This is a genomic window from Streptomyces sp. DSM 116793 (assembly GCF_057320905.1).
Window position 1 is genome coordinate 5,887,811 of sequence record NZ_CM170494.1, and the last position, 24,847, is coordinate 5,912,657.

20 protein-coding genes are annotated in these 24,847 nt (G+C 73.5%); 10 read left to right on the plus strand and 10 right to left on the minus strand.

Annotated features, from left to right (window positions below; genetic code table 11):
- The first annotated feature begins 106 nt into the window (after nucleotides 1-106).
- The gene (locus tag ACSMXW_RS23145; RefSeq protein ID WP_485798997.1) at nucleotides 107-1,141 is read left to right on the plus strand and encodes an ATP-binding cassette domain-containing protein; all 1,035 of its coding nucleotides are present in this window, start codon (nucleotides 107-109) and stop codon (nucleotides 1,139-1,141) included.
- On the plus strand, nucleotides 1,138-1,995 hold the full coding sequence (locus ACSMXW_RS23150) for an ABC transporter permease (RefSeq protein ID WP_485798998.1): 858 nt from the start codon (nucleotides 1,138-1,140) through the stop codon (nucleotides 1,993-1,995). Before ACSMXW_RS23145 ends, ACSMXW_RS23150 begins: the two co-directional genes overlap by 4 nt.
- Before the next feature lie 318 nt (nucleotides 1,996-2,313).
- Here the strand turns inward: ACSMXW_RS23150 and greA are convergent, their stop codons facing one another.
- Together greA and ACSMXW_RS23160 are read right to left on the minus strand one after the other, a co-directional pair.
- Complete coding sequence (gene greA / locus ACSMXW_RS23155; RefSeq protein ID WP_485799000.1) at nucleotides 2,314-2,811, minus strand: transcription elongation factor GreA; 498 nt, start codon at nucleotides 2,809-2,811, stop codon at nucleotides 2,314-2,316.
- A gap of 351 nt (nucleotides 2,812-3,162) precedes the next feature.
- Complete coding sequence (locus ACSMXW_RS23160; protein WP_485799003.1) at nucleotides 3,163-3,615, minus strand: DUF4307 domain-containing protein; 453 nt, start codon at nucleotides 3,613-3,615, stop codon at nucleotides 3,163-3,165.
- 205 nt (nucleotides 3,616-3,820) lie between these two features.
- Between ACSMXW_RS23160 and mca the strand changes: the two genes are divergently transcribed.
- Together mca and ACSMXW_RS23170 are read left to right on the plus strand one after the other, a co-directional pair.
- On the plus strand, nucleotides 3,821-4,702 hold the full coding sequence (mca, locus tag ACSMXW_RS23165) for a mycothiol conjugate amidase Mca (RefSeq protein WP_485799005.1): 882 nt from the start codon (nucleotides 3,821-3,823) through the stop codon (nucleotides 4,700-4,702).
- Nucleotides 4,695-4,937 carry a hypothetical protein gene (locus ACSMXW_RS23170; RefSeq protein ID WP_485799007.1) on the plus strand — a complete coding sequence of 81 codons (243 nt, stop codon included), beginning with the start codon at nucleotides 4,695-4,697 and terminating at the stop codon, nucleotides 4,935-4,937. Before mca ends, ACSMXW_RS23170 begins: the two co-directional genes overlap by 8 nt.
- 474 nt (nucleotides 4,938-5,411) lie before the next feature.
- On the opposite strand, the gene ACSMXW_RS23175 is transcribed toward ACSMXW_RS23170, so the two are convergent.
- Nucleotides 5,412-8,666: a tetratricopeptide repeat protein gene (locus tag ACSMXW_RS23175; protein ID WP_485799009.1), complete on the minus strand. Its 3,255-nt coding sequence runs from the start codon at nucleotides 8,664-8,666 to the stop codon at nucleotides 5,412-5,414.
- A gap of 220 nt (nucleotides 8,667-8,886) precedes the next feature.
- Nucleotides 8,887-9,288 carry a MarR family winged helix-turn-helix transcriptional regulator gene (locus tag ACSMXW_RS23180; protein WP_485799011.1) on the minus strand — a complete coding sequence of 134 codons (402 nt, stop codon included), beginning with the start codon at nucleotides 9,286-9,288 and terminating at the stop codon, nucleotides 8,887-8,889.
- A 342-nt stretch (nucleotides 9,289-9,630) separates the two neighbouring features.
- Between ACSMXW_RS23180 and ACSMXW_RS23185 the strand changes: the two genes are divergently transcribed.
- Nucleotides 9,631-11,688: a thioredoxin domain-containing protein gene (locus ACSMXW_RS23185; RefSeq protein WP_485799014.1), complete on the plus strand. Its 2,058-nt coding sequence runs from the start codon at nucleotides 9,631-9,633 to the stop codon at nucleotides 11,686-11,688.
- 237 nt (nucleotides 11,689-11,925) lie between these two features.
- Here the strand turns inward: ACSMXW_RS23185 and ACSMXW_RS23190 are convergent, their stop codons facing one another.
- The 3 genes from ACSMXW_RS23190 to trhA form a co-directional block, all read right to left on the minus strand.
- Nucleotides 11,926-12,654, minus strand: coding sequence for a Mut7-C RNAse domain-containing protein (locus ACSMXW_RS23190; protein ID WP_485799016.1), 729 nt, complete (start codon nucleotides 12,652-12,654; stop codon nucleotides 11,926-11,928).
- A gap of 221 nt (nucleotides 12,655-12,875) precedes the next feature.
- On the minus strand, nucleotides 12,876-13,571 hold the full coding sequence (locus tag ACSMXW_RS23195; protein ID WP_485799018.1) for a TetR/AcrR family transcriptional regulator: 696 nt from the start codon (nucleotides 13,569-13,571) through the stop codon (nucleotides 12,876-12,878).
- Between the two features lie 199 nt (nucleotides 13,572-13,770).
- On the minus strand, nucleotides 13,771-14,514 hold the full coding sequence (gene trhA, locus ACSMXW_RS23200; RefSeq protein WP_485799019.1) for a PAQR family membrane homeostasis protein TrhA: 744 nt from the start codon (nucleotides 14,512-14,514) through the stop codon (nucleotides 13,771-13,773).
- Between the two features lie 696 nt (nucleotides 14,515-15,210).
- Between trhA and ACSMXW_RS23205 the strand changes: the two genes are divergently transcribed.
- The gene (locus ACSMXW_RS23205; RefSeq protein ID WP_485799021.1) at nucleotides 15,211-17,160 is read left to right on the plus strand and encodes a phosphoenolpyruvate carboxykinase (GTP); all 1,950 of its coding nucleotides are present in this window, start codon (nucleotides 15,211-15,213) and stop codon (nucleotides 17,158-17,160) included.
- Between the two features lie 123 nt (nucleotides 17,161-17,283).
- Nucleotides 17,284-17,718, plus strand: a complete 435-nt coding sequence (locus ACSMXW_RS23210) for an SCO4983 family protein (RefSeq protein WP_485799023.1) — start codon at nucleotides 17,284-17,286, stop codon at nucleotides 17,716-17,718.
- Nucleotides 17,719-17,733: 15 nt separating this feature from the next.
- Here ACSMXW_RS23210 and ACSMXW_RS23215 read toward each other — a convergent pair whose 3' ends face one another.
- Entirely contained in the window at nucleotides 17,734-18,945 is a 1,212-nt protein-coding gene (locus ACSMXW_RS23215) for a pyridoxal phosphate-dependent aminotransferase (protein WP_485799025.1), read from the minus strand.
- 129 nt (nucleotides 18,946-19,074) lie between these two features.
- On the opposite strand from ACSMXW_RS23215, the gene ACSMXW_RS23220 reads away from it, so the two are divergent.
- The 3 genes from ACSMXW_RS23220 (at nucleotide 19,075) to ACSMXW_RS23230 (ending at nucleotide 22,405) form a co-directional block, all read left to right on the plus strand.
- Nucleotides 19,075-19,764, plus strand: a complete 690-nt coding sequence (locus tag ACSMXW_RS23220; protein WP_485799027.1) for an alpha-ketoglutarate-dependent dioxygenase AlkB — start codon at nucleotides 19,075-19,077, stop codon at nucleotides 19,762-19,764.
- A 353-nt stretch (nucleotides 19,765-20,117) separates the two neighbouring features.
- Nucleotides 20,118-20,774: a response regulator transcription factor gene (locus tag ACSMXW_RS23225; protein WP_485799029.1), complete on the plus strand. Its 657-nt coding sequence runs from the start codon at nucleotides 20,118-20,120 to the stop codon at nucleotides 20,772-20,774.
- Nucleotides 20,775-20,977: 203 nt separating this feature from the next.
- Nucleotides 20,978-22,405: a sensor histidine kinase gene (locus ACSMXW_RS23230; RefSeq protein WP_485799031.1), complete on the plus strand. Its 1,428-nt coding sequence runs from the start codon at nucleotides 20,978-20,980 to the stop codon at nucleotides 22,403-22,405.
- 90 nt (nucleotides 22,406-22,495) lie between these two features.
- Here the strand turns inward: ACSMXW_RS23230 and ACSMXW_RS23235 are convergent, their stop codons facing one another.
- Nucleotides 22,496-23,104 (minus strand): hypothetical protein, encoded by a 609-nt coding sequence (locus tag ACSMXW_RS23235; RefSeq protein ID WP_485799033.1) that lies wholly within the window; start codon nucleotides 23,102-23,104, stop codon nucleotides 22,496-22,498.
- A 78-nt stretch (nucleotides 23,105-23,182) separates the two neighbouring features.
- On the minus strand, nucleotides 23,183-24,820 hold the full coding sequence (locus tag ACSMXW_RS23240) for an N-acyl-D-amino-acid deacylase family protein (protein WP_485799035.1): 1,638 nt from the start codon (nucleotides 24,818-24,820) through the stop codon (nucleotides 23,183-23,185).
- Nucleotides 24,821-24,847 lie beyond the last annotated feature (27 nt).

Sequence of the window (24,847 nt, forward strand, 5' to 3'; positions counted from 1 at the left end):
CTCCTGGCCCTTCTCCCGCCCGCGCCGTGCTGGTGACGGCGCGGCGGGAAGCCGAGCTTTTCCGTTGAAGTCGCCCGCCGGGCGACCCGAACTTTGGAGAAACCCCATGCCAGGCGCCATCTACGCCGAAGGTCTGGTGAAGACCTTCGGCGACGTAAGGGCTCTGGACGGCGTCGACCTCGATGTCCCCGAAGGCACCGTGCTGGGCCTGCTCGGGCCGAACGGCGCGGGCAAGACCACGGCCGTGCGCTGCCTGACCACCCTGCTCCGGCCGGACAGCGGCAAGGCGATAGTGGCCGGCATCGACGTCCTGGAGAATCCGAACGAGGTGCGGCGTTCCATCGGCCTCTCCGGCCAGTTCGCCGCCGTCGACGAGTACCTGACGGGCCGCGAGAATCTGCAGATGGTCGGCGAGCTGTACCAGATGCGCTCAAAGGCCGCCAAGGCGCGGGCCGTCGAGCTGCTGGAGCGGTTCAATCTAGCGGACGCCGCCGACCGCACCGCCAAGACCTACTCCGGCGGCATGCGCCGCCGGCTCGACCTCGCGGCGGCCCTCGTGGTCTCGCCGCCCGTGATGTTCATGGACGAGCCGACCACCGGCCTCGACCCGCGCAACCGCCAGGCCCTGTGGGAGGTCATCCAGGAGCTGGTCGCGGGCGGCACCACCCTGCTGCTCACCACCCAGTACCTGGAGGAGGCCGACCGCCTGGCGCACGACATCGCGGTCGTCGACCACGGCCGTGTCATCGCCCGGGGCACCTCCGACCAGCTCAAGGCCCAGACCGGCGGCGAGCGCGTCGAGGTCGTGGTGCACGAGCGCGAGCACATCACCACGGCCACCGCGCTGCTCCAGGGCTTCGGCAAGGGCGCGGCCGCCGTGGAGGAGCACACCCGCAAGCTCACCGTCCCCGTCACCGGCGGCGCCAAGCTCCTCGCCGAGATCATCCGCGAGCTGGACGCCCGCGGTATCGAGATCGACGACATCGGCCTGCGCCGCCCCACCCTCGACGACGTCTTCATCTCCCTGACGGGCCATGCCGCCGAGGAGGCCGGCGAGGACCCGGAGGACGAGACGGCGACCCCCGGCCGGGGCAAGGGCAGCAGCCCCCGGAAGAAGACCAACAAGGAGGCCATGAAGTGACCGCCGTGACCGAGACCCCGGCAGCCGGGGCACCCGTGGGCGCCGGCGGCATCGCCCAGTCCCTCAGGGACTCCCTGGTTCTTGCGCGGCGGAACCTGATTCGAATGCGGCGGATTCCTGAGGTGGTCCTTTTCGGGCTTATCCAGCCGATCATGTTCGTGGTGCTCTTCACGTACGTCTTCGGCGGTTCGATCCAGGTCGGCGGCTCGGTCTCCCAGCAGGACTACCGCGAGTTCCTGATGGCGGGGATCTTCGCCCAGACCGTCACCTTCGCGACGGCCGGCGCGGGCGCGGGCATCGCCGACGACATGCACAAGGGCCTGATCGACCGGTTCCGCTCGCTGCCGATGGCACGCGGAGCGGTCCTCACCGGCCGTACCTTGGCCGACCTGGTGCAGACCACGCTCACTCTGGTCGTGCTCGCCCTCGTCGCACTCCTCATCGGCTGGCGCACGCACGAGAACTTCGGCAATGTGCTCGCGGGCTTCGGCCTGCTGCTCCTGCTCGGTTACGCCTTCTCGTGGATCGGGGCCCTGATCGGGCTGTCCGTGCGAACCCCGGAGGCCGCGACCTCCGGCGGGCTGATCTGGCTCTTCCCGCTGACGTTCATCTCGAACGCCTTCGTGGACTCCAACAACCTGCCGACGTTCTTCCGGCATATCGCCGAGTGGAATCCGTTCAGCACCACGGTCCAGGCCAGCCGTGAGCTGTTCGGCAACCTGCCGCCCGGCTTCAAGACCCCGGATGCCTGGCCCATGCAGCACCCGGTGTGGGCATCGTTGCTGTGGTCGGTGCTGATACTCGCGGTCTTCCGCACGCTGGCGGTGCGCAAGTACCGCAATGCGACGGCGTGAGGGGGCCGGCGAAGTCACGGCCGGAGGACGCTCCGGCACCACGCCGCGCGAGCGGGGGCACGGCGTGGTGCCGTGACAGGCCACGGCACCGATGGGGTGACCGCCAGGAGGTGACGTCCCAGCGGGGTGACCGCCGGGACGTCACGGCCCCGGTGGGGTGACCGCCACGGGACATAAGACCGGTGGGGTGACCGCCACGGGGCATGGCATCGACCATGAGCACGGTCATGACCTCATGGCCTCATGACCATGACGAAGCCCCCGGTTCACCGGCCGGTGGGTGGCCGCCGGGGGCTTCGTCAGCGGGCGTCGCCGCGCTCAGCCCTGGTACGGCTTGGCCTCAAGGATCTTGACCGAGGCCATCTTGCCGTTCGGCAGCTCGTACTCTGCGTCCTCGCCGACCTTCTTGCCGTTCACGCCCGTGCCCAGCGGGGACTGGGGCGAGTAGGTCTCGATGTCGGCGCTCGCGTACTCGCGGGACGCCATGAGGAAGGTCAGGGTGTCGTCCTCGTCGCCGTCGAACGCGATCGTGACGACCATGCCGGGCTTCACCACGCCGTTGTCCGCGGGTGCCTCGCCGACCTTGGCATTCTCCAGAAGCTGAGTCAGCTGGCGGACGCGGAGTTCCTGCTTGCCCTGCTCCTCCTTGGCCGCGTGGTACCCGCCGTTCTCGCGCAGGTCGCCCTCCTCGCGTGCCGCCTCGATCTTCTTCGCGATCTCGGTGCGCGCGGGACCAGACAGGTACTCCAGCTCCGCCTTGAGCTGGTTGTACGCCTCCTGGGTCAGCCAGGTGACGTTCTCGCTGGTCTGGGTCACAGGTGCTCCTCGTAGGTACTGGGAATACAAAGGATCGCCCTACCCATGAAGCATGTTCCTCGACGGGTGGGCGAAACCACGAGCCTAACAATTCCCTCCGCGAAGAGGGAGGACATAACGCATCAGAATACCGTCAACCCAGGTCAGGCGCGGTCAGGTCACGGTGTGGTGTGGTCGTGGCGGTCCGTGGAACGGTGATGTACCAGTGGTGCCCGCGGCCGGGGGCGGTGTAAACCGGCGGCCGGTGTTCGTCAGGGTAGGGGGTGTGAGCGGAGGGTGAAACAGCGCGAGGTTGCCGGGTATGCGCCCTCTGTGAGGGGTGCAGGTGGCGGCGGGTGTGCGGGCGGCCGGTCAGTCGGCGTGGCAGCCCAGCAGCTCCGCGTCGGTGCCCCGGGCCGTGGTACGCAGGGTGACGACCTTGTCGAGGCGGCCGGTGTGCTGATCGAAACGGAAATCCGCCCGGCCGACCTCGGCGCCGTCCGGGGCCTGCGAGCGGAGTGTGCAGTACCCCTTGGCGTCCGCGTCCTTGTGCACCTCCAGGTGCACCTCCACGGCACTGTCGGAGACCACCTTGAACTTGATCAGCTCGGCGCTGATCTTCTGCCCGGCGATGTAGTCGTAGCCCGCCCAGCCGACCACACCCAGCAGGGCCACCCCCAGCACCGAGCCCACGATCCGCAGCCTGCGGTCGGCCCGCCGGTCACCGGCGGAGCCATACCGTCCCTCGGGCACCCGGGCGGCCGGGGCGCCGGCGGAGGCCGTGGCCGGCCGGCCGTTCTGCGGCTGCTCGCCGACCGCGCTCATGATCGTCCTCCAGGGCAGAGACGGGATTACGGAATTATCCGTCCCCCGATTCGGTCACTATAGAAGCGCCTGTCCTTCACCAGACCACCGCCCCGAGGCATCCTGCCCGGGGCGCCGCGCACCGCACACGCACTGCCGCCCGCAGGACATCCTCCGGGCCGACCCATGCACCGCGACAAATCGACTAATCAACGAGGATCGAGTCTTGACTGAGCAGCTTCGACTGATGGCCGTGCACGCCCATCCCGACGACGAGTCGAGCAAGGGCGCGGCCATGATGGCCAAGTACGTGTCCGAGGGGGTGGACGTGCTGGTCGTGACCTGCACGGGTGGCGAGCGCGGCTCCATCCTCAACCCGAAGCTCCAGGGCGACACATACGTCGAGGAGCACATCCACGAGGTTCGCAAGAAGGAGATGGACGAGGCCCGGGAGATCCTGGGTGTGCGCCAGGAGTGGCTGGGTTTCGTGGACTCGGGCCTGCCCGAGGGGGACCCGCTGCCGCCGCTGCCGGAGGGCTGCTTCGGGCTGGAGGACGTCGACAAGGCGGCGGGACGGCTGGTCAGGTCGATCCGGGAGTTCCGGCCGCAGGTGATCACCACCTACGACGAGAACGGCGGCTACCCGCACCCCGACCACATCATGACCCACAAGATCTCGGTACTGGCCTTCGACGGCGCCGCGGACACCGAGAAGTACCCGGAGGAGGAGTTCGGCCCGGCCTTCCGGCCGCTGAAGCTCTACTACAACCAGGGCTTCAACCACGCCCGTACGCTCGCCCTGCACGAGGCGATGCTGGCGCGCGGGCTGGAGTCGCCGTACACGGACTGGCTGAAGCGGTGGGAGGAGTTCGAGCGCAAGGAGCGGACGCTGACCACGCACATTCCGTGCGGCGACTTCTTCGAGATCCGCGACAAGGCGCTCCTCGCGCACGCCACGCAGATCGACCCCGACGGGGGCTGGTTCCGGATCCCGCTGGAGCTCCAGAGGGAGGTGTGGCCGACGGAGGAGTTCGAGCTCGCGAAGTCTCTCGTCGACACGTCCCTCCCCGAGGACGACCTGTTCGCCGGCATCCGCGACAATGCCTGATATGAGCGCAAGCGCAGGCGTGGCCATAACGCATCTGGTGCCCCTGGCCCAGGAGGTCGACCAGAACAAGGTGACCCCCGGGGTCCTCGGCTTCATCGTGTTCGCGGTGATGGCCCTGGCGGTGTGGGGGCTGATGAAGTCCATGAACCGGCATATGGCGAAGGTGGACTTCAAGGAGCCGTCCGACGAGGAGCCGCAGGGCTCCTCGCCGGCACCTCGCCCCGGCCGGGGCTGACCCTCCGGCTCCGCCGGCTCCGGTGCGCCCGAAGGGCGCGGGGGACCGGGGGCACCTGCCACGCCGTCGAGGCAGTGGGGGAGCGGGTGGCCACGGCGAGACGTGAGCTTCGTCACCGGCCAGGAGGGGCTGTCGCGGTCGTCTTCCGGCCGGCGGGCCGATGGTGGCCGGCCATGCGGTTCCCCGCGCCCGCATGAGGGCGCAGCTCGGTGGGGGACTGGCCCCGGTATGCGTGGGGGGCGCGGGGGACCGGGGGCACCTGCCACGCCGTCGAGGCAGTGGGGGAGCGGGTGGCCACGGCGAGACGTGAGCTTCGTCACCGGCCCGAAGGGCTGGCGCCGACGGCCCCGCGCCCCCCCGTCGGGGCGTGCCCCTTGTCGTGTCGGAGCCGGCGCGCCCCCGTCGTGTCGGAGCGGGCGCGCTTCCCGTCGGAGCGCGGCTCACAGCGGGGCTCGGCTTCAGCGGGGCTCGGCTTCAGCGGGGCTCGGCCCCCGCGGGCGAACCGGGCGGTACGCCCATGACGTCGCGGGACGGGCGCCCCGGGACCATCCCGAGGCGCCACGCCTGCCACCCGGCCCCCAGGTCGACGCCGCGTTCCAGGAACAGCGCATACGCCGGAACGCAATCCTCCAGCCGGGGATCCCGGGCGGCATGCCCGGCGCGGTCGAGCTGTGAGAGCTCCTCCTCCGCCACCGCCGTACCGATCTCCACCCCGCCCGGCGACGCGTACGGCAGCAGTGTGCAGCGCAGGAAGCGCGCCCAGTCGCCGCCGCGCAGGTCCCCGTACGAGGCGAACAGCTCCGCCGCCTCGTCGCAGAGCGCGAGCGCCTGGGGCGCGCGGTCGTTGCCCGCCTCCACCACGGCCAGCTCCAGGCAGGTCCACGCCTCGCCGTGCGCGACCCCGATCCGCTTGAAGTCGGCCCGTGCGTCCACGAGCAGTTGGCGCGCGAACCCGCTGTTGCGCAGCGAACCGGTCTGGGCGGCCCGCTGGTCGCGGGTGACCCGCGCCGAGTGGTGCCGGGCGCAGGCGAGCCCGTAGACGTCCCGCATCCGCGAGAACATCGTCCGGGCGCGTTCCAGGTCGCGCACCGCCTGGCCCAGGTCACCGGTCTCCTCCAGGGCCTGGCCCAGGTAGTACGCGCTCCAGGCCGCGCCGCGCGCGTCCTCGTTGTCCCGGTGCCGGGACGCCGCGTGGCGGAGCTGCTCGACCGCGGTCCCCGCGTCGCCGTCCACCAGCCGGGCGCGCGCGAGCTGCGTCAGCGCCCACGCCTCGCCGCGCGGATCGTGGGTGCGCCCGTACAGCTCCAGGGCCGTGCGGAGGTCCGCCTCTGCGCGCGGTACCTCACCGAGCCTGAGGCAGGTCTGCCCCCGCTGGAAGTGCGCCCATGCCTCGCCGTGCAGCGCCCCGCTCGCGCGGTGCAGCTCCAGGGCGGTGTCCAGCAGCTCCAGCGCCTCACGCGGCCGGCCCAGGTCGCGCACCACCGCGCCCAGCGCGTGCAGCGTCCAGCCGCGGTCGCCCGCCAGCGCCTGGGGCGCCTGGAGCGCCAGTGCCTCCCGCAGCTTCTCCTCGGCGCCGGTGAGGTTGCCCTGGTGGTGCAGGGTGATGCCGAGCGAGCCCAGCGCCCGTGCGGCGCCCGCCTCGTGCCGCGCCTCGAAGTACAGGTCCACCACCGACGACAGTGTGGTGCGCGAGGTGTCCAGCTCGCCGACCTGCCGGGCCGCGATACCGGTGCGCCACTGCACGCTGCGGCCCAGCAGCCCCTTGTCCACGGCCTGCGTGAGCTCGCTGATCTCCCCGAGCCGGTACAGGTCGCCGCGGAGCAGGCAGTAGTCGCACAGCGCGCCCAGCAGGTGCAGCACGGCGGCCTCGGTCACGCCCTCCGCGTGCCGCAGCGCCGCCGTGATGAAGCTGGACTCGTCGTCCAGCCAGCGCAGCGCCGACTCCAGCGAGGCGAAGCCGTGCGGGCCCACCGCCTCCGCGTGGAAGGCCGCGTCCGCACGGGTGGAGGTCTTGCCGTCCACCAGACGGATGACCGAGTCGGCGAGCTCGGCGTAGTTCACGATCAGCCGCTCCTGCGCGGCCGTGCGCTCCGCCGGCTCCTCCTCGTCGGCGAGCCGGGCCCGGGCGAAGGCGCGCACGGACGTGTGCAGGCGGTAGCGGTTGCCGCGCACATGGTCGAGCAGGCCCGCCGCGGCCAGCGCGGTCAGCTCCTTCTCGGCGGCCGTCTCGTCGGTGGCCAGCAGTGCCGCGGCCGCCGCCGCACCCAGCGACGCCCGGCCCGCCAGCGCGAGCCGCCGCAGCAGCCGCCGGGCGGCCTCCGGCTGCTCGGTGTACCGCAGCCACAGCGCCCGCTCGACGGGCCCCACGGGACCGTAGGCGCCCAGGCCCTCGGCCAGCTCACGGGCGGTGCGGGTGCCCGGCGACGAGCCGGCGACGCGCAACGCGAGCGGCAGCCCGCCGCACAGCTCGCGCACCTGCTCGACCGCCTCCGCGTCGTAGGGACCCGGGTCGTCGGCGGCCCACGCCCGCAGCAGCTCCTCGGCGCCGGCCGCGTCCAGCGGTGGGACCGGCAGCCGGTGCACCCAGGCGTGCAGGTCCTCCGGCAGGGTGAGCGGCTCGCGCGCGGTGACCAGGACCAGGCTCTCCGAACGCTCGGGGACGAGCGCGCGCACCTGCTCCGCGTCGCTCGCGTCGTCGAGCAGGATCACCACCGGCAGGTCCGTCAGGTGCTGCTGGTACAGCTCGGCCAGCCGCCGCACATGGTGGCGCTGCTGCTCCTCGGGGACCCGCTCACGGAAGAGCAGCTGTTCGCGGGGCGCCCCGAGCCGGTTCAGCAGGTGCAGCAGGGCGTCCCGGGTGGCGAGCGGCGGCCCCTCGGCGCCCGCACCGCGCAGGTCCACCACGCACGCGCCCCGGAACTGGTCCTTCAGCGCTGCCGCCGCGCGCACCGCCAGCGTGGTGCGCCCGGAGCCCGGCTCGCCGTGCAGCAGCACCACCACGGGCCGGGTCTCCGGCGCGGCCCGCGCCGCGTGCACCCACTGCGCGATCCGCGTCATCTCCTGCCCGCGGCCGGTGAACGGTCCCCGGGCCTCGGGGAGTTGCGCGAACGACTGCTGGAGCACGGTACGCCGCCGGGCCGCGGCGCTCTTGTCGGTACGGCGCCGCCCGGGCGCCGGCTGCCCCGTGGTGCCGGAGGCCGCGGCCAGCATCCGCTGCTGGTCGAGGAACGGGCGGATGCCCCGTACCTCCAGGGCCGTCAGCCACTGCAGGCGCAGCTGCTCCACACCGCCGGGCTGGTTGCGGGCCCCGGCCTGCTTGCCCGCGGCCGGCAGGTGGGCCGCCGTCACCCTGACGACGGTGGCCGCGGCGCCCGCCACCAGCGCGACCGCACCGGCCCCGAGCGCGGTGCCGGGGCCCGTGCCCACCGCGAGATCCGCGACGCAGGCGCCGAGCGCCGCGACCGCGGTGGCCGTCAGCGCGGCCGACGGCTTCTCCCGCGCGAAGCGCCGCCCGAACGTCAGCCGGCCCGCCTCCGCCGCGTCGAGCGCCCGGGTGTAGGCCGCGTACTCCTCCGCGGCCGGCTCGGCCAGCGTCTCCAGCGCCGCGCGCGCCCGGTTCAGCAGCACCGTCCGGTCGACGCGGCCGCCGGAGTGGCGCGCCTCCTCGGCCGCCGCCTCCACGGCTCGCGCCAGCAGGCGCTCCGCATCGGCTCGATGGCCCTCACGCATGTCGTGTCCCCCTTAGGCCGTCACAGCTATCGGACAAGTGTCGTGGGTGACGGCGCCGGGCGCGAGAGGACCGGGGAGTGTTCCCGCCGTGGGCGGGGTGGGGCACGGGGATACGGTGCGCGGCCCGGGGTCCTCGGCCGGAGTCCGGGGCCTTCGGCCCGGGGCCACCGGGCTCGGGCCCGGGGCTCGGCCGGGCTCCGGCCCTGCCACCGGCTCCTCACTACCGGGTGAGGCGTCCCAGTATGCGGCGTAGTTCCGCCATGTCCTCGGGGCCGAGCCGGGCGGTCAGCTCCTCGTCGGCGTCCCGCCAGGCCCGCTCGACGGGATCCCGCAGGGCGCGGCCGCGCTCGGTGAGGAAGACGCGGCGGGAGCGGCCGTGGCCGGGCTCTCGGCGCACGTGGCCGGCGCGCTCCAGTCTGCTCAGCGCCTTGCTGACCGTCGGGGCCTCGATGCCCAGGCGCTCGACCAGCTGTACCTGGGTGACGCCGTCCTGTTGCCACAGGGCGGAGAGCATCAGGTCCTGGCCGGGATGTACCCGGTGCTCGGCGAGTACGGGGGCGATCGTGCTTCTTGTCGACTTCATCCCTTTGAGCAGTGCGTAGGCCACGGTGTCCTCGATCACGCGGAAACGCTAGCGTTCTGGTGGGTTGCGGATGCGGGTGGTGACCGTTCCGTCACACGACACCTCCCACGTCTCCGCGCCCGCGTCGGGGACTCCTGGCGCCGGGGCTCCTGACGCCGGGGAGGTCAGGGCGCGCCCCTCCGCGCCCCTCCGCGCCGCTGTCGGTCGTCGTCGGGCCGGTCGCGCCCGCGCGGCGGAGCCTCCCCCACGGCCTCAAGGGCGTGGGAGGTGCCCCCAGAACACAGCCCCCGCACCCCTGCCGGGGCACAGGTGTACGCGGGGGCTCGCCCGGGCCGGGGCGGACCGGGGCGTCTCGCCGTCCCATGCGCGAGGATTGAACGTATGGCCAACCGACTCGCCCAGGAAACCTCCCCCTACCTCCTGCAGCACGCGGAGAACCCCGTCGACTGGTGGCCCTGGTCGCCGGAGGCGTTCGAGGAGGCGCGGCGGAGAGGCGTGCCGGTGCTGCTGAGCGTGGGGTACGCGAGCTGCCACTGGTGCCATGTGATGGCGAGCGAGTCGTTCGAGGACGAGAAGACGGCCGCGCTCATGAACGAGCGCTTCGTCAACATCAAGGTGGACCGCGAGGAGCGCCCCGACGTCGACGCCGTCTACATGGAGGCCGTGCAGGCGGCGACCGGCCAGGGCGGCTGGCCCATGACGGTGTTCCTCACCGGGGACGGCGAGCCCTTCTACTTCGGCACCTACTTCCCGCCCACCCCAGGGCACGGCATGCCCGCCTTCCGGCAGGTGCTGGAAGGCGTCGCGCAGGCGTGGTCCGACCGCCGCGAGGAGGTGACCGACGTCGCCGCGCGCATCGTGCGGGACCTGGGCGGGCGTGAGGCGGCGTTCGGCGCGCCGGGCGAGGGCCGGCCGCCCGGCGCCGAGGAGCTGGCGCAGGCGCTGCTCGGGCTGACCCGCGACTACGATCCGGCGCACGGCGGCTTCGGCCGCTCGCCGAAGTTCCCGCCGTCCATGGTCCTTGAGTTCCTGCTGCGGCACCACGCCCGCACCGGCTCCGAGGGGGCGCTCCAGATGGCCGCCGACACCTGCGCCCACATGGCCCGCGGCGGCATCTACGACCAGCTCGGCGGCGGCTTCGCGCGCTACGCGGTGGACGGCCGGTGGACGGTGCCGCACTTCGAGAAGATGCTCTACGACAACGCCCTGCTGTGCCGCGTCTACGCGCACCTGTGGCGGGCCACCGGGTCCGGCCTGGCCCGCCGGGTGGCGCTGGAGACAGCGGACTTCATGGTCCGGGAACTCGCCACCGAGCAGGGCGGCCTCGCCTCCGCGCTGGACGCGGACAGCGACGACGGCACCGGCCGGCACGTGGAGGGCGCCTACTACGTCTGGACCCCCGACCAGCTCCGCGAGGCGCTGGGCGAGGCGGACGCGCAACTCGCCGCCGACTACTTCGGGGTGACGGAGGAGGGCACCTTCACGGAGGGCCCGCCCCGTACGTCCGTGCTGCGACTCTCCCAGGCGGAGGGCGTGTTCGACGCCGCCCGGATCGCCTCGGTGCGTGAGCGGCTGCTGGCGGCGCGCGGCAAGCGTCCCGCGCCGGGGCGGGACGACAAGGTGGTCGCGGCGTGGAACGGCCTGGCGATCGCGGCGCTCGCCGAGACCGGCGCGTACTTCGACCGTCCCGACCTCGTCGACGCCGCGCTCGCCGCCGCCGACCTGCTGGTGGGCGTGCACATGGACGAGAGCGCGCGGCTGGTGCGCACCTCCCGCGACGGCCGGCCGGGGCCGAGCGCGGGCGTGCTGGAGGACTACGCGGACGTCGCCGAGGGTTTCCTCGCGCTGGCGTCGGTGACGGGCGAGGGCGCCTGGCTGCGGCTCGCCGGGGTGCTGCTCGACCAGGTGCTGACCCGGTTCACGGGGGAGCAGGGCGAGCTGTACGACACGGCCGACGACGCCGAGCGGCTGATTCGCCGCCCGCAGGACCCGACCGACAACGCCGTGCCGTCCGGCTGGACCGCCGCCGCGGGCGCCCTGCTGGGGTACGCGGCGCACACCGGCTCCGAGCGGCATCGCACGGCGGCGGAGCGTGCGCTGAGCGTGGTCCGCGCGCTCGGGCCCCGGGTGCCCCGGTTCGTGGGCTGGGGGCTCGCGGTCGCGGAGGCGGCGCTGGACGGGCCCCGGGAGATCGCCGTCGTCGGCGCCGGCGACGATCCGGCGACCGGAGCGCTGCGGCGGGCCGCGCTGCTGGGCACGGCGCCCGGTGCGGTGCTCGCCGCGGGGGTGCCCGGCGGCGAGGAGTTCCCGCTGCTCGCGGACCGCCCCCTCGTCCGGGGGCGCCCCGCCGCGTATGTGTGCCGCAACTTCACGTGCGACGCGCCGACGGTCGACGCCGAGGTCCTGAGGGAGGCGGTGGGGACACGGGTCGCCGAGTAGCCGAGTGGGCAGCTTCCCCCGTGCGGCCGCCTGGCCGGAGACTGCCCCTTCCGGCCGGTGGCGACGTGCGGGTTCCGTCGTGGCCGGTCGCTCCCCCACCGCCTCGACGGCGTGGGAGGCGCCCCCGGTTCACCGCGCCCCTTGCGGGGCCGCGCCTCTTGCGGGGCCGGGCCTCTTGCGGGGCCCGCCCCCTTGCGGCGTACTGGGGTGGTCGGCGCAATCCGCCCTGCGTAACCTTCACGCCGTGCCGAACTCCGCCACCGCGTCGTCCACGATGCGCTCGAGGCGGTCGTGGTGGGCGCCGCGCCAGTAGACGCGGCCGCAGGCCGTGCACTGCGCGAACACGTCGTACGTCCGCTGGGTGCCGCTCTCCAGCAGCGCGGCGACGTCCGCCTTGCGGGCCTCGGTGAGCAGGCCGTTGCACGCGGTGCAGCGGGTCCAGGGGCGCAGCACCGGGGCGAAGCGGGTGAGGACGTCCCGGAGCTGCTCGTCGGGCCGGTCGCTGTAGACGAAGGCGCCCGCCCACAGCTCGCGGCGGCGCAGCAGGCCCCGGTCCCGGCTGAGCAGCACCCGCCGCTCGGCGGCCGAGCGCCCGGCCAGCGCGGGGTCGCCGATGTCCGTCGACTCGTACGCCGCGTCGACGCCGAGCAGCCGCAGCCTGCGGGCCAGGGTGCCCAGGTGGACGTCGAGCAGGAAGCGCAGCGGGGCGCCGGGCACGCGCTGCGGCCGGTCGACGGCCCGGACCCGCACGGACTCGTCCGCGGCCGGGACGTGCGAGACGGGGACCGGGCGGCCGTCCACGAGCAGCCCGCCGACCTCCGTCAGCGGCACCCCCAGCGACTCGACGACGTGCCCCAGCGACGAGACGCCGTCGGTGACCACCTTCGTGGGCCCGCGCCGGCGGGCCTGGGGCACGAAGAGGCCCAGCTCGGACGCGAACTCGACGCGGATCTCGGGACCGTTCACGGGGCCAAGGATGGCATGGCGGCCGCGGGTGGGCGGGGGTGAATCCCCGGCGCCGGCATGCACCCCGCCCACCCGCCGGCTCCGGTCCCCGAGCCTGGCGGGCCTGGTGGTCACGCGCCGCCCGTATCGTCAGCTCGGTCAGCGCATCGTCTAACGGATCACTTACGTACAGAAGTCGCCATGCAAGAAGGCTGGTCGCAGTGCCGGCGTGCGGCCGGCACTCAGCGCGTCAGCCCCTTCTCGAAGGTGACGAGGGTGCGGTCGATCAGGTCGGGGAGGGCGTCCCGGTAGTCGTGCTCGGCCCAGTAGAGGGCGGTTTCGAGGAGGGCGCCGATGAGCCCCATGGCGAAGACGCGGACCTCCAGGTCGTCCTCGCCGCGGCCGGTGCGGTCGGCGAGGAGGCGGCAGAGCATGCGACCGGTCACCGACATGCTCTCCGTCATCCGGGAGCGCACCGCGGGCACCTCCAGCATCAGGCGGGTGCGCAGCCGGACGGTCCCGGGCTCCTCCTGGAAACCGGTCGCCCAGGAGGAGCGCATCACCGCCCGCAGCGAGTCCATCAGCGGTTCGTCCGCGGGCCTGGCCCGCAGCTCGCCCTCCAGGAGCGGGTCGAACTCGTCGGTGAGGACGATGTCCTCCTTGGTGGGGAAGTACCGGAAGACGGTGCTGGGGGATACCTCGGCCGCCTCCGCGATCTGCTCGACGGTGGTCGCCTCGTAGCCCTGCTCCCCGATCAGCCGGTAGGTCGCCTCGCGGATGGCCATCCGGGTCTTGATCTTCTTCCGCTCGCGCAGGCCCACACGGGGCCCCGCCGCCCCGGCGCGCCCCTGCCCCGGGGCGGTACCGGGCGGCCGGCCCGGGCCGGTGTTCCCGGGGGCCGTGGACGGGCAGGGGATGGGGGTGCGTGCGGCCGTCATGGGGTCATTGTCGGCCATGCGCCTGGGGCGGGGCCATGCCCGCGCCCGCGCCGGGCGGCCGCGGCGCTCCACGTCCGTCGGCCCCTGCACGCGCCCGGACGGGGCCGTCGATGCCGGGCGGCCGGGCGGACCGCCGCCACCGGACATGAGACGGGCCGCGGTCGTGGCGACCGCGGCCCGGGAGCGGGGCGGGGGGTTCTCAGGTGTGCTGGTACGCCACCAGGGAGATGCCCACGTAGTGGACCGCGAACGCGGCGAGCGTGAACGAGTGGAAGACCTCGTGGAAGCCGAACCAGCGGGGTGACGGGTTCGGGCGCTTGATGCCGTAGACCACTCCGCCGGCGCTGTAGAGCACGCCGCCCACGATCACGCAGACCAGTACCGCGATCCCGCCCGCGCGCAGGAAGTCCGGCAGGAAGAAGACGGCCGCCCAGCCCATGGCGATGTAGCAGGGCGTGTAGAGCCAGCGCGGGGCGCCGACCCAGATCACGCGGAAGACGATGCCCGCGGCGGCCGCCGCCCATATCCCCCAGAGCAGCCACCGGCCCTTGGCGCCGGGCAGCAGGAGGAGCGTGAGCGGGGTGTAGGTGCCCGCGATGATCAGGAAGATGTTGGCGTGGTCGAGCCTGCGCAGCACGCGGCCGGCGCGCGGGCCCCAGTCGCCGCGGTGGTAGAGCGCGCTGACGCCGAACAGCAGACAGGCCGTCAGGGTGTAGATGCCGCAGGCCAGGCGGCCGCGGGGGGAGTCCGCGAGGGCGGTCAGCATCAGGCCGGAGATCAGCACGGCCGGGAACATCCCGGCGTGCAGCCAGCCGCGCAGCCGGGGCTTGACGTGCTGGGGGAGGTGGGCCATCTGCTGCGGCAGCGATGCCGGGGCCGCCGGGGAGTCGGCGGTGCCGGCGGTCGGGGGCTCGACGGGGGTGTCGGGGACGGGCGCGGTCATGGGCGGCATGGTAGCGAGGTGGCCGTAAGTGACCTGTCAGTCGCCGGGGGGACAGACCGGCCTTCCACCCCGCGGGCGGGTGTGCCCCTGCGGGGCGCGTTCACCCGCGGGTACACCCCCGCGGGTACACCTCCGCGGGTACACCTCCGCGGGTACACCTCCGCGGGTACACCTCCGCGGGTACACCCCCGTGGGGGCGCCCCCGCGGGGGCGCGTTCTGTGAGGGCGGCCCGGGAAGTGGCGCGGGGACCTGCGCGACAAGCCACCACGAGACCGTCGGATCCCGGGGGACCTCCCACGCCCTTCAGGCGGTGGGGGACGCCCCGAAGGGGCGATTTCCGTCGCAGCCGGACCCCGTCGGTGGTGGGGTGCCCGCGCGGTTCCCCGCGCCCCTTCCCGGGGCGGGCCCGGCGCGGGAAGCCGCCCTTTCCGGGGCCGGCCCCCCTCGCGGGAGCGCGGCCCGCGGGGTGGAAGGTGCCGCGGTGACCCCAGAAGCGTGAGAGTGCCCACATGAGCGGAGGTCTGGACAGATGGGCATGGCCGGCGGATGATCATATGAGTGCGGTCGGCTCCGGATGAGCGATGGCGTCCGCGGGTGCATGCTCGACATGTGTCCTCCCCGACGCGGCGCCGCATGCGTCCGGGCCGCTGGCCCCCAGTGGGCCACAACACAAAAACCCTCACTTAGGAGCAATCGTGGCGCACGATGCTGTCCTTTCCGGGCCGGGTCCGCGTACTCCCGACGCCCCACGCACCCCCGCCTCCGCATCCCCCTCCACGCCCCCGACCGCCCACCGGGAGCTGATCGCCTGGGTGGACGAGATCGCCGGGCTCACCCAGCCCGACCGGGTGGTCTGGTGCGACGGCTCCGAGGCCGAGTACGAGCGGCTCTGCGAGGAACTGGTGGCCCGGGGCACCTTCACACGGCTCGACCCGGTCAAGCGCCCGCACTCGTACCACGCGGCCTCCGACCCGGGTGACGTCGCCCGGGTCGAGGACCGCACCTTCATCTGCTCCGCCCGCGAGGAGGACGCGGGACCGACCAACCACTGGATGGACCCCGCCGAGATGCGGGCCATCTTCCAGGGCACGGAGGGTCGTGCGGGGGGAGGAGCCGAAGACTCCTCCCCGGCGGGCGGGCGACGGGAGGGCGGCATCTTCCGCGGCGCCATGCGCGGCCGGACGATGTACGTCGTCCCCTTCTGCATGGGCCCCCTGGGCTCCCCGCTCTCCGCGATGGGCGTGGAGATCACCGACTCCGCGTACGTCGCCGTCTCCATGCGCACCATGACCCGGATGGGCAGGGCCGTGCTGGACGAGCTGGGTGCCGACGGCGCGTTCGTGAAGGCCGTGCACACCCTGGGCGCGCCGCTCGCGCCGGGCGAGGACGACGTCCCGTGGCCCTGCAACACCACCAAGTACATCTCGCACTTCCCGGAGGACCGCGAGATCTGGTCGTACGGCTCCGGCTACGGCGGGAACGCCCTGCTCGGCAAGAAGTGCTACGCCCTGCGCATCGCCTCCGTGATGGCCCGCGACGAGGGCTGGCTCGCCGAGCACATGCTGATCCTCAAGCTGACGCCGCCGAGCGGAGCGGCGAAGTACGTCGCCGCGGCGTTCCCGTCCGCCTGCGGCAAGACCAACCTGGCGATGCTGGAGCCGACCGTGCCCGGCTGGAGGGTCGAGACCATCGGCGACGACATCGCCTGGATGCGGTTCGGCGCGGACGGACGCCTCTACGCGATCAACCCGGAGGCGGGCTTCTTCGGCGTCGCGCCCGGCACCGGGGAGGAGACCAACGCCAACGCGATGAAGACGCTCTGGGGCAACGCGGTCTTCACCAACGTGGCCCTCACCGACGACGGCGACGTCTGGTGGGAGGGGATGACCGAGAAGCCCCCGGCGCACCTCACGGACTGGAAGGGCAACGACTGGACTCCCGAGTCCGGCACCCCGGCCGCCCACCCGAACGCCCGCTTCACCGTGCCCGCCGCGCAGTGCCCGATCATCGCCCCCGAGTGGCAGGACCCGAAGGGCGTGCCGATCTCGGCGATCCTCTTCGGCGGCCGCAGGGCCTCCACGGTGCCGCTGGTCACCGAGTCGTTCGGCTGGAACCACGGCGTGTTCCTCGGTGCGAACGTCGCCTCCGAGAAGACGGCCGCCGCCGAGGGCACCGTCGGCGAGCTGCGCAGGGACCCCTTCGCGATGCTGCCGTTCTGCGGCTACAACATGGGCGACTACATGGCCCACTGGATCGACGTCGGCCGCGCGTCCGTCGAGCGGGAGGGCGACGAGTCCAAGCTGCCGCGGATCTACTACGTCAACTGGTTCCGCAAGGACGCCGAGGGCCGCTTCGTCTGGCCGGGCTTCGGCGAGAACAGCCGGGTGCTGAAGTGGATCGTGGAGCGGCTCGACGGCCACGCCGACGGCGTCCGCACGCCCATCGGCACCGTACCGACACGCGACGCCCTGGACACGACGGGCCTCGCCCTCTCCGAGCAGGACCTGGAGCTGCTCCTCGGCGTCGACCCTCAGGCCTGGCGTCAGGAGGCCGCCCTCGTCCCCGCCCACCTGGAGACCTTCGGCGAGCACACGCCCAGGGAGCTGTGGGAGGAGTACGAGGCGCTGGTCCGCCGGCTGGGCTGAACCGCCCCGGTCCCGGGCCCCCAGGCGTGCCGGCGGGCACGCGGGCGGTGCCCGGGACCAGACTCAACTTTAGACGAAATCCAAGGTAAGATGGCTTCCTGTCACGGCACAGGAGGCATCCCCATGTACGAACCGATCCGCTCCAAGTCGGTCCACTCGATCGCCGGTGCCCCTGCCGACTTCCCCCACCGCACCCGCGAGGAGGAGCTGGACATCCAGCTCGCGGGGCACCTGGCGGCGCTGCTCGCCGTCACGGACGAGCTGCGCTCGCGTACGCCCGACGCCGGGCTCGACGCCGCCGCCGAGCGGCTGACCGCGCAGATCGGGCGGCTGCGGGGCGGTGCGGCACCGGTCAGGGCCGCCGTGTCCCCGGGGTCGGGCCCGGTGGACGGTGAGCAGGTGGCCGCGTTGCACCGGCGGGCGCATGCGCTGGCCGGCCGTGCCCTGGTGGTCGCTGCGTCCCGCGCCGACACGGCCGCGGCGATCCTCTCGGCGGAGTGCATGGACGTTCACGCGGCCGCGGCGGCCGGCGAGCACAGGATCCCGGCGTCCCTGTAGGGCGCCGGGATCGTCCTAGGGCTGGCTGTACCCGTCGAGGAACGACCCGATCCGGGTCACCGCGTCGGTGAGGTCCGCGGTCGTCGGCAGGGTCACGACGCGGAAGTGGTCGGGCTCCGGCCAGTTGAAGCCGGTGCCCTGCACGACCATGATCTTCTCCTTGCGGAGCAGGTCGAGCACCATCTGCCGGTCATCCTTGATCTTGAAGACCTTGGGGTCGAGGCGCGGGAAGAGATAGAGCGCGCCCTTGGGCTTGACGCAGGTCACACCCGGGATCTGGGTGAGCAGCCGGTACGCCGTGTCGCGCTGCTCCCGCAGGCGGCCGCCGGGCAGCACCAGCTCCTTGATCGTCTGCCGGCCGCTGAGCGCCGCGACCACGCCGTGCTGGCCGGGCATGTTGGCGCACAGTCGCATGTTGGCGAGGATCGTCAGCCCCTCGATGTAGGAGTCCGCGTGCGCCCGCGGCCCGGAGAGCGCCAGCCAGCCGACCCGGTAGCCCGCGACGCGGTACGCCTTCGACATGCCGTTGAACGTGAGGGTGAGCAGGTCGGGGGCGACGGCCGCGGTGGGGATGTGGGTGGCGTCGTCGTAGAGGATCTTGTCGTAGATCTCGTCGGAGCAGACGAGGAGGTTGTGGCGGCGGGCGATGTCCGTGAGGCCGCGGAGCACGTCCGCGCCGTAGACGGCGCCCGTCGGGTTGTTCGGATTGATGATCACCAGGGCCTTGGTGCGGTCGGTGACCTTGCGCTCGACGTCGGCGAGGTCGGGCATCCAGTCCGACTGCTCGTCGCAGCGGTAGTGCACGGCGGTGCCGCCGGAGAGGGAGACCGCGGCCGTCCAGAGTGGGTAGTCGGGGGCCGGGACCAGGACTTCGTCGCCGTCGTCGAGCAGGCCCTGCATGGCCATCACGATCAGCTCGGAGACGCCGTTGCCGATGAAGACATGCTCCACGTCCGTCTCGACGCCGAGCGTCTGGTGGTGCATGACCACCGCGCGGCGGGCGGCCAACAGGCCCTTCGCGTCGCCGTAGCCGTGCGCGTCGCCCAGATTGCGCAGGATGTCCTCCAGGATCTCCGGAGGGCACTCGAAGCCGAACGCCGCGGGATTGCCGGTGTTCAGCTTGAGGATGCGGTGACCCGCGGCTTCGAGACGCATCGCCTCCTCGAGTACCGGGCCCCGGATCTCGTAACAGACGTTCGCGAGCTTCGTCGACTGGATCACCTGCATACGGCAACTTTACGGGCGCGTAACGGAGACCGCTCCGTGTTTTGGGCCACGCGAGGTAGCGGGGCGAAATGCGGCGAATGGGGCCCGGTAATAGATCAATTGTTCGGGTGTCGTCGTACGCTTGTTTGCATGTCCGCCGTACACGAGGGTCAGGGACCGCCCACGGAGCCCCCGCGGCCCGAGGGCCCCGCGGACCGGCTCGGGCTCCAGGGGTCGCTGTTCGACCAGGCCGACGACATCGCGCTCGGTCAGCTCGGCGCTGCGCGCAGGACCGTGCTCGGCGCCGGGGCCTGGATCGACCTGCTGCCGGGCTGGCTCAGCGGGGCCGACGCGCTCTTCGAGCGGCTCGCCGAGGAGGTGCCCTGGCGGGCGGAGCGCCGGCGGATGTACGACAACACCGTCGCCGTGCCGCGGCTGCTCGCCTTCTACGACGAGGACGAGCCGCTGCCGCATCCGGTGCTCGACGAGGCGCGGGCCGCGCTCAGCCGGCACTACGCCGCGGAGCTGGGGGAGGGTTTCGCGACCGCCGGTCTGTGCCTGTACCGCGACGGGCGCGACAGCGTCGCGTGGCACGGGGACCGGATCGGACGGGGTTCCCACGAGGACACGATGGTGGCCATCCTCTCCGTGGGCACCCCTCGCGACCTGTTGCTGCGTCCGCGCGGCGGCGGACCCTCGATCCGGCGGCCGCTCGGCCACGGGGACCTGATCGTGATGGGCGGGTCCTGTCAGCGGACGTGGGAGCACGCGGTGCCCAAGAGCGCGCGGGCGGCCGGGCCCCGGATCAGCATCCAGTTCCGCCCGCACGGCGTCCGCTAGCCCTGCGGGGTCTGCGCCGCGGCCCCCTGCACGGGTGCGTCTTTGTGCGGGCTGCGCCCTGCGGGGGCGCGGGGAACTGCGCGAGCGACCATCCATGGCCTGGTGGTCCGGGGGCGGCGGGGAGTGCCCCTGTGGGGCGGTGGCGAGGTGCCGGTTTCGTCGTGGCCGGTCGCGCCGTTCCCCGCGCCCCTGCACGGCGGGGCTGCGGCCCGGCCCACGCGGGGGTGCGGGCAACCGTCCACCCGCCGTCCCCCTCTCGACCCAGGCGCGGGACGCGCGAAAAGGGACGTGTTACGCCGTCGTTATGGCGGAGGTGGCAGGCTCGTGCCGGAGAAGACGGAGGGGCGGCACACGTGCGTGTACTGGTCGTCGAGGACAGCCTCGAACTGCTGGACATCGTGGCGCAGGGACTGCGCGACCAGGGCTTCGCCGTGGACACCGCGCTCGACGGTGCGGAAGCCCTGGAGCAGGCCGCCGTCAACCGCTACGACGTCGTCGTCCTGGACCGCGACCTGCCGGAGGTGCACGGCGACGACGTCTGCCGCGCGGTGGTCGCGGGCGACGGACACGCCAAGGTGCTGATGCTCACCGCCGCGGCGACCATCGACGACCGGGTCGCCGGGCTGAACCTGGGCGCGGACGACTACCTGCCGAAGCCCTTCGCCTTCGCGGAACTGGTCGCGCGCATCCAGGCGCTGGGGCGACGGGCGCACCCGGCGCTCCCCCCGGTGCTCACCCACGCCGACGTCACCCTGGACACCGCACGCCGCACCGCCACCCGGGCCGGCCGGCCCCTGGCGCTCACCGGCAAGGAGTTCGGCATGCTCCAGGTGCTGCTCGGGGCGCGCGGCGCCGTCGTCACCAGTGAGGAGTTGCTGGAGAAGGTATGGGACGCGCACGCCGACCCCTTCACGAACACGGTCCGCACCACCCTCTCGCGGCTCCGCCGCAAGCTGGGCACCCCGGAGCTGATCGAGACGGTCACGGGCGCGGGCTACCGCCTGCGGTGACCCGATCGCCCACGCCGGGCCAAGCGCCCCCGTGGGCCCGGCCGCCCACGTCGGGCCGGCCGCCCGCGTCGGGCCAGGTGCCCGCGCCGAACGGGCCGTCCGACGCGGGCCACGCGGCCGGGACCGGGCAGCCGCCCGGAACGGGCCAGTCGCCCGGCCCGGGCGGGGCGCCCCCGGCGCCCCCGGCGCCCCCGGCGGGCCCGGTGGCACGGAGGGGCCGACCGAGCCTCTTCGGCCGGGCCGGCCTTCCCGGCTCACTCCGGCTCCGCCTGACCGCCGTCTACGGCGGCCTGTTCCTGATCGCCGGCACGGCGCTGCTGGCCATCACCTACGGCCTCGTCGCCCGGCAGATCGGCGCCCGCGCCACCCGCCTGCCCCGCGCCGGTGAACTCCGCGCCCTGGCGCCCGAGCTGTGGCGTTCGCTCGGTACGGGCGCCGGCACCGGAACCGGCGTCGGCCGCGGCGCGACGCTGCGCGCCATCCGCCAGGCGGCGGCGGACGAGCGTGCCAACGCCCTGCACCAGCTCATGACGCAGTCCGCCGTCGCGCTGGCCTTCATGACCCTGGTTGCCGTGGTCCTCGGCTGGGTGCTGGCCGGCCGGGCGCTCGGCCCGCTCCGGGAGATCACGGCCACCGCCCGCCGCCTCTCCACCCACAACCTCGACGAGCGGATCAACCTGCCGGGTCCCGGCGGCGAGCTGAAGGACCTCGCGGACACCTTCGACGGGATGCTGGCACGGCTGTCCGCGGCCTTCGAGGCCCAGCGGAGGTTCGCCGCGAACGCCTCCCACGAGCTGCGCACCCCGCTGACGGTGCAGCGCGCCGCCATCGACGTCGCCCTCGCGAACCCCACCGAGGAGTCGCTGCGCACCATGGCGCTGCGGCTGCGCGCCGCGACCGAGCGGCACGAGCACGTGATCGAGAGCCTGCTGACGCTGGCCCGCAGCCAGAGCGGCGTGGACCGCTGTGAGAGCGTCGACCTGGCGGTGGCGGCCGAGACCGCGCTGGCCGGCGTCGAGGCCGAGGCCGACGCGCGGGAGCTGCGCGTGGAGCGCCGCCTCGCGCCCGCGGCGCTGCTCGGCGACCCCGTCCTGGTCGAACGGCTCGCCGTCAACCTGGTGCAGAACGCCACCCGGCACAACGTGCACGGCGGCTGGCTCGGCGTGACGACCCACACCGACGGCCGGCACGTCACCCTCCAGGTGGCCAACACCGGCCGTGCGCTCCCGCAGGAGAAGGTCGCGGAACTCTTCCAGCCGTTCCGCCGGATGACCCCGGACCGCGTCACCGCCGGCCGTGCGGCGCGGCAGGGCGAGCGGGCGGCGGACCGGCCGGGGGAGTGTACGGCGGACCGGCCGGGGGAGCGGGCGGCACCCGGTCCTGCGGAGGTGGACGGGGTGCCGCCCGGGACGGTGCGGACGGACGCCGGCGCGGCCGCCCCGGTGGGGGCCCGCGCGGCGCTAGCCCGGGGCGCCGCGACCGCCGCGCCGCCCGCTGGAGCAGGCCTCGGCCTGTCGATCGTGGCCGCCATCGCCGCGGCGCACGGCGGCACATGCACCGCCCGGGCTCGCCCGGACGGCGGACTCGACGTCGCGGTGCGCCTTCCCGTCATCCGTCCCCCACTGCCGTGAGGTCACGGGAGGCGCACCTCCAGGACCGGGCCGCGCCCCGGCCCACGCAGGGGCGCGGGGCTGGGCGGGGCTGCGCCCGGGCAGGGCGCGTCAGACGCTGGACTGCGCTGCGTCCTTCTGCGCAGCGTGCGGCAGCTCGCCGAAGTGCTTGCGGAACTGCTTGCGCAACTCCTTCAGTTCCTTGGGGTCGAAGTCCTTGCCCAGCCGGTCCCGCAGCTTCTTGCGGACGTCCTTGGCGAAGGCGCGCGGTGGGTCGCTGACCGTCCCGGCCGTGCGCACGTCGCCGTCGCGGGTGCCGGTGACGGTGACCGAGTCGCCGGTCCTGACGTCCTTGGCCGAGGCGTCGTCGGACTTCTCCGTGGCGAACCTGGTGTCCTTCGACACGGTCCACGTCCACTTGGTGCCGTCGGAGCTCTGCACCGTGAGGCTGCCGCCCGAGACGGACGTCACCTTGCCGCTCTGGACGTCGCGCGTGGTCAGCTTGCCGGTCTTCGGGTCCTGCGTCACCGACTCGCTGTGCAGCACACGCGGCACCTTCGGGGCGTCCGGCGCCGTGGGGGAGCCCTGCGAGTCCTGTGACCGGGCCTGGGACGGAGCCGGGCTCGTGCCACTGGTCGAAGCGCTCGCCGTCGCGGCGAACGCCACTCCGCCGGCACACAGCACGGTGGCTCCGGCCAGGGCCAGAGTCCGCTTGTTCATGGCGCATCCTCTCTGTGGTTCGGATACGGGCAGCATGGCGGACGGCGCCTAACACGGGTGTTACGTGCCGGTGCCCGGTCAGGAGCGTGAGGCGCCCGCGCCGCGCACCGTGCGCCCCGCCAGCACATCCGTGCGCCGACCGTCCTCGATGACGAAGCGGCCGTCGATGAGTACATGGGGGATGCCGGTCGGCAGGGTGCGGGGGGAGTCGAACGTCGAGCCCGCGGCGACCGTCTGCGGGTCGAAGAGCACCAGGTCGGCGCGGTAACCCTCGCGCACCAGGCCGCGGTCGGGCAGCCGCAGCCGCGCGGCGGCCCGCCCGGTGAGATGGGCGACGCACTCCTCCAGGGAGAGCAGGCCCAGCTCGCGCACATAGTGACCGAGGTAGCGGGGGAACGTGCCGTACGCGCGCGGGTGCGGCTTGTCGCCCTGCAGGATGCCGTCCGAGCCGCCGGTGTGCACCCGGTGCCGCATGATCCGGCGGACGTTCTCCTCGTGCCCGACGTGCTGCAGGATCGTCGGTCCCAGCCGGTCGGCCAGCAGCAGGCGGCGGGCGGTCGTCCAGGGCCGCTCGCCGCGCTCGGCCGCGGTCGCCCGTACGGTGCGGCCCACATGGCCGGCCAGGGCGGGGTCGCGGACGCCGGAGATCTCGATGGTGTCCCAGTCGATCGGCACCCCGTGGCAGCCGTCCGAACCGGTCACCTCCAGGTCGTGGCGGATGCGTTCGGCGGTCGGGTCGTCCCGCAGCCGCGCCAGGATCGCCTCGGGCCCGCCGACCGCCGCCCAGCTCGGCAGCATCGACACCAGGGTGGTGGACCCCGGCGTGTACGGATAGGTGTCCAGGGTGATGTCGGCGCCGGCGGCCAGCGCGCGGTCGAGCAGCGCGATCAGGTCCGGGGCACGGCCCTCGTTCACCTGGAAGTTCATGGTGGCGTGCGCCAGGTGCAGGGGGCAGTTCGCCGCGCGGGCGAGGGCCACCATCTCCTCGTATGCCTCCAGGGCGCCCGCGCCGTACGAGCGGTGGTGCGGGCAGTAGTAGCCGCCGTGCTCGGCCACGACCCGGCAGAGGGCGGTGAGTTCGGCGTTCCGGGCGTACATGCCGGGGGTGTAGGTGAGGCCGGAGGACATGCCGACCGCGCCCTCGCGCATGCCCGCGGCGACCAGCTTCCGCATGCGGTCCAGCTCGGCGGCGGTGGCGTCGCGGTCGTCCCAGCCGACGGCGAGCATCCGGACGGTGCCCTGCGGGATCAGGTAGGCGGCGTTGACGGCGATGCCGGCGCCGCCGAAGCCGTGGTCCAGGCGGTCCAGGTACTCGCCGACCGAGCGCCAGGTGGGCGTGATGGCCGGGGCGCCCCGATCGTCGAGGATGTCGCCGTTCCAGCCCGCGATGGCCTGGCCGACCTCGGCGAGGGTGCGGTCGTCGACGGGCGCGTACGACAGGCCGTCCTGGCCGATGACTTCGAGGGTGACGCCCTGGGCGGCCTTGGCGCTGTGGTCCGGGTCGCGGAGCAGGGCGAGGTCGCTGTGGGCGTGCATGTCGATGAAGCCGGGGGAGAGGGCGAGGCCGTGCGCGTCCAGCGTCCGGCGGCCGGAGAGCGTGGGTTCTCCCGCCCTGCGGATCCGGGCGATCCGCCCGCCTTCCAGAGCGACGTCGGCACGGTACGGAGGCCGTCCCGTGCCGTCGACGACCAGGGTGTCCTGGATGACCAGATCCATGATGTGCCTTTCGCCACTTCGGTACGG

Excerpts from the sequence above, each read along its gene's own strand:
- ACSMXW_RS23145 (WP_485798997.1), top strand. The coding sequence starts at position 107 with ATGCCAGGCGCCATCTACGCCGAAGGTCTGGTGAAGACCTTCGGCGAC.
- ACSMXW_RS23160 (WP_485799003.1), bottom strand. The coding sequence starts at position 3,615 with ATGAGCGCGGTCGGCGAGCAGCCGCAGAACGGCCGGCCGGCCACGGCC.
- ACSMXW_RS23170 (WP_485799007.1), top strand. The coding sequence starts at position 4,695 with ATGCCTGATATGAGCGCAAGCGCAGGCGTGGCCATAACGCATCTGGTG.
- ACSMXW_RS23175 (WP_485799009.1), bottom strand. The coding sequence starts at position 8,666 with ATGCGTGAGGGCCATCGAGCCGATGCGGAGCGCCTGCTGGCGCGAGCC.
- ACSMXW_RS23185 (WP_485799014.1), top strand. The coding sequence starts at position 9,631 with ATGGCCAACCGACTCGCCCAGGAAACCTCCCCCTACCTCCTGCAGCAC.
- ACSMXW_RS23195 (WP_485799018.1), bottom strand. The coding sequence starts at position 13,571 with ATGACGGCCGCACGCACCCCCATCCCCTGCCCGTCCACGGCCCCCGGG.
- trhA (WP_485799019.1), bottom strand. The coding sequence starts at position 14,514 with ATGACCGCGCCCGTCCCCGACACCCCCGTCGAGCCCCCGACCGCCGGC.
- ACSMXW_RS23210 (WP_485799023.1), top strand. The coding sequence starts at position 17,284 with ATGTACGAACCGATCCGCTCCAAGTCGGTCCACTCGATCGCCGGTGCC.
- ACSMXW_RS23215 (WP_485799025.1), bottom strand. The coding sequence starts at position 18,945 with ATGCAGGTGATCCAGTCGACGAAGCTCGCGAACGTCTGTTACGAGATC.
- ACSMXW_RS23220 (WP_485799027.1), top strand. The coding sequence starts at position 19,075 with ATGTCCGCCGTACACGAGGGTCAGGGACCGCCCACGGAGCCCCCGCGG.
- ACSMXW_RS23235 (WP_485799033.1), bottom strand. The coding sequence starts at position 23,104 with ATGAACAAGCGGACTCTGGCCCTGGCCGGAGCCACCGTGCTGTGTGCC.
- ACSMXW_RS23240 (WP_485799035.1), bottom strand. The coding sequence starts at position 24,820 with ATGGATCTGGTCATCCAGGACACCCTGGTCGTCGACGGCACGGGACGG.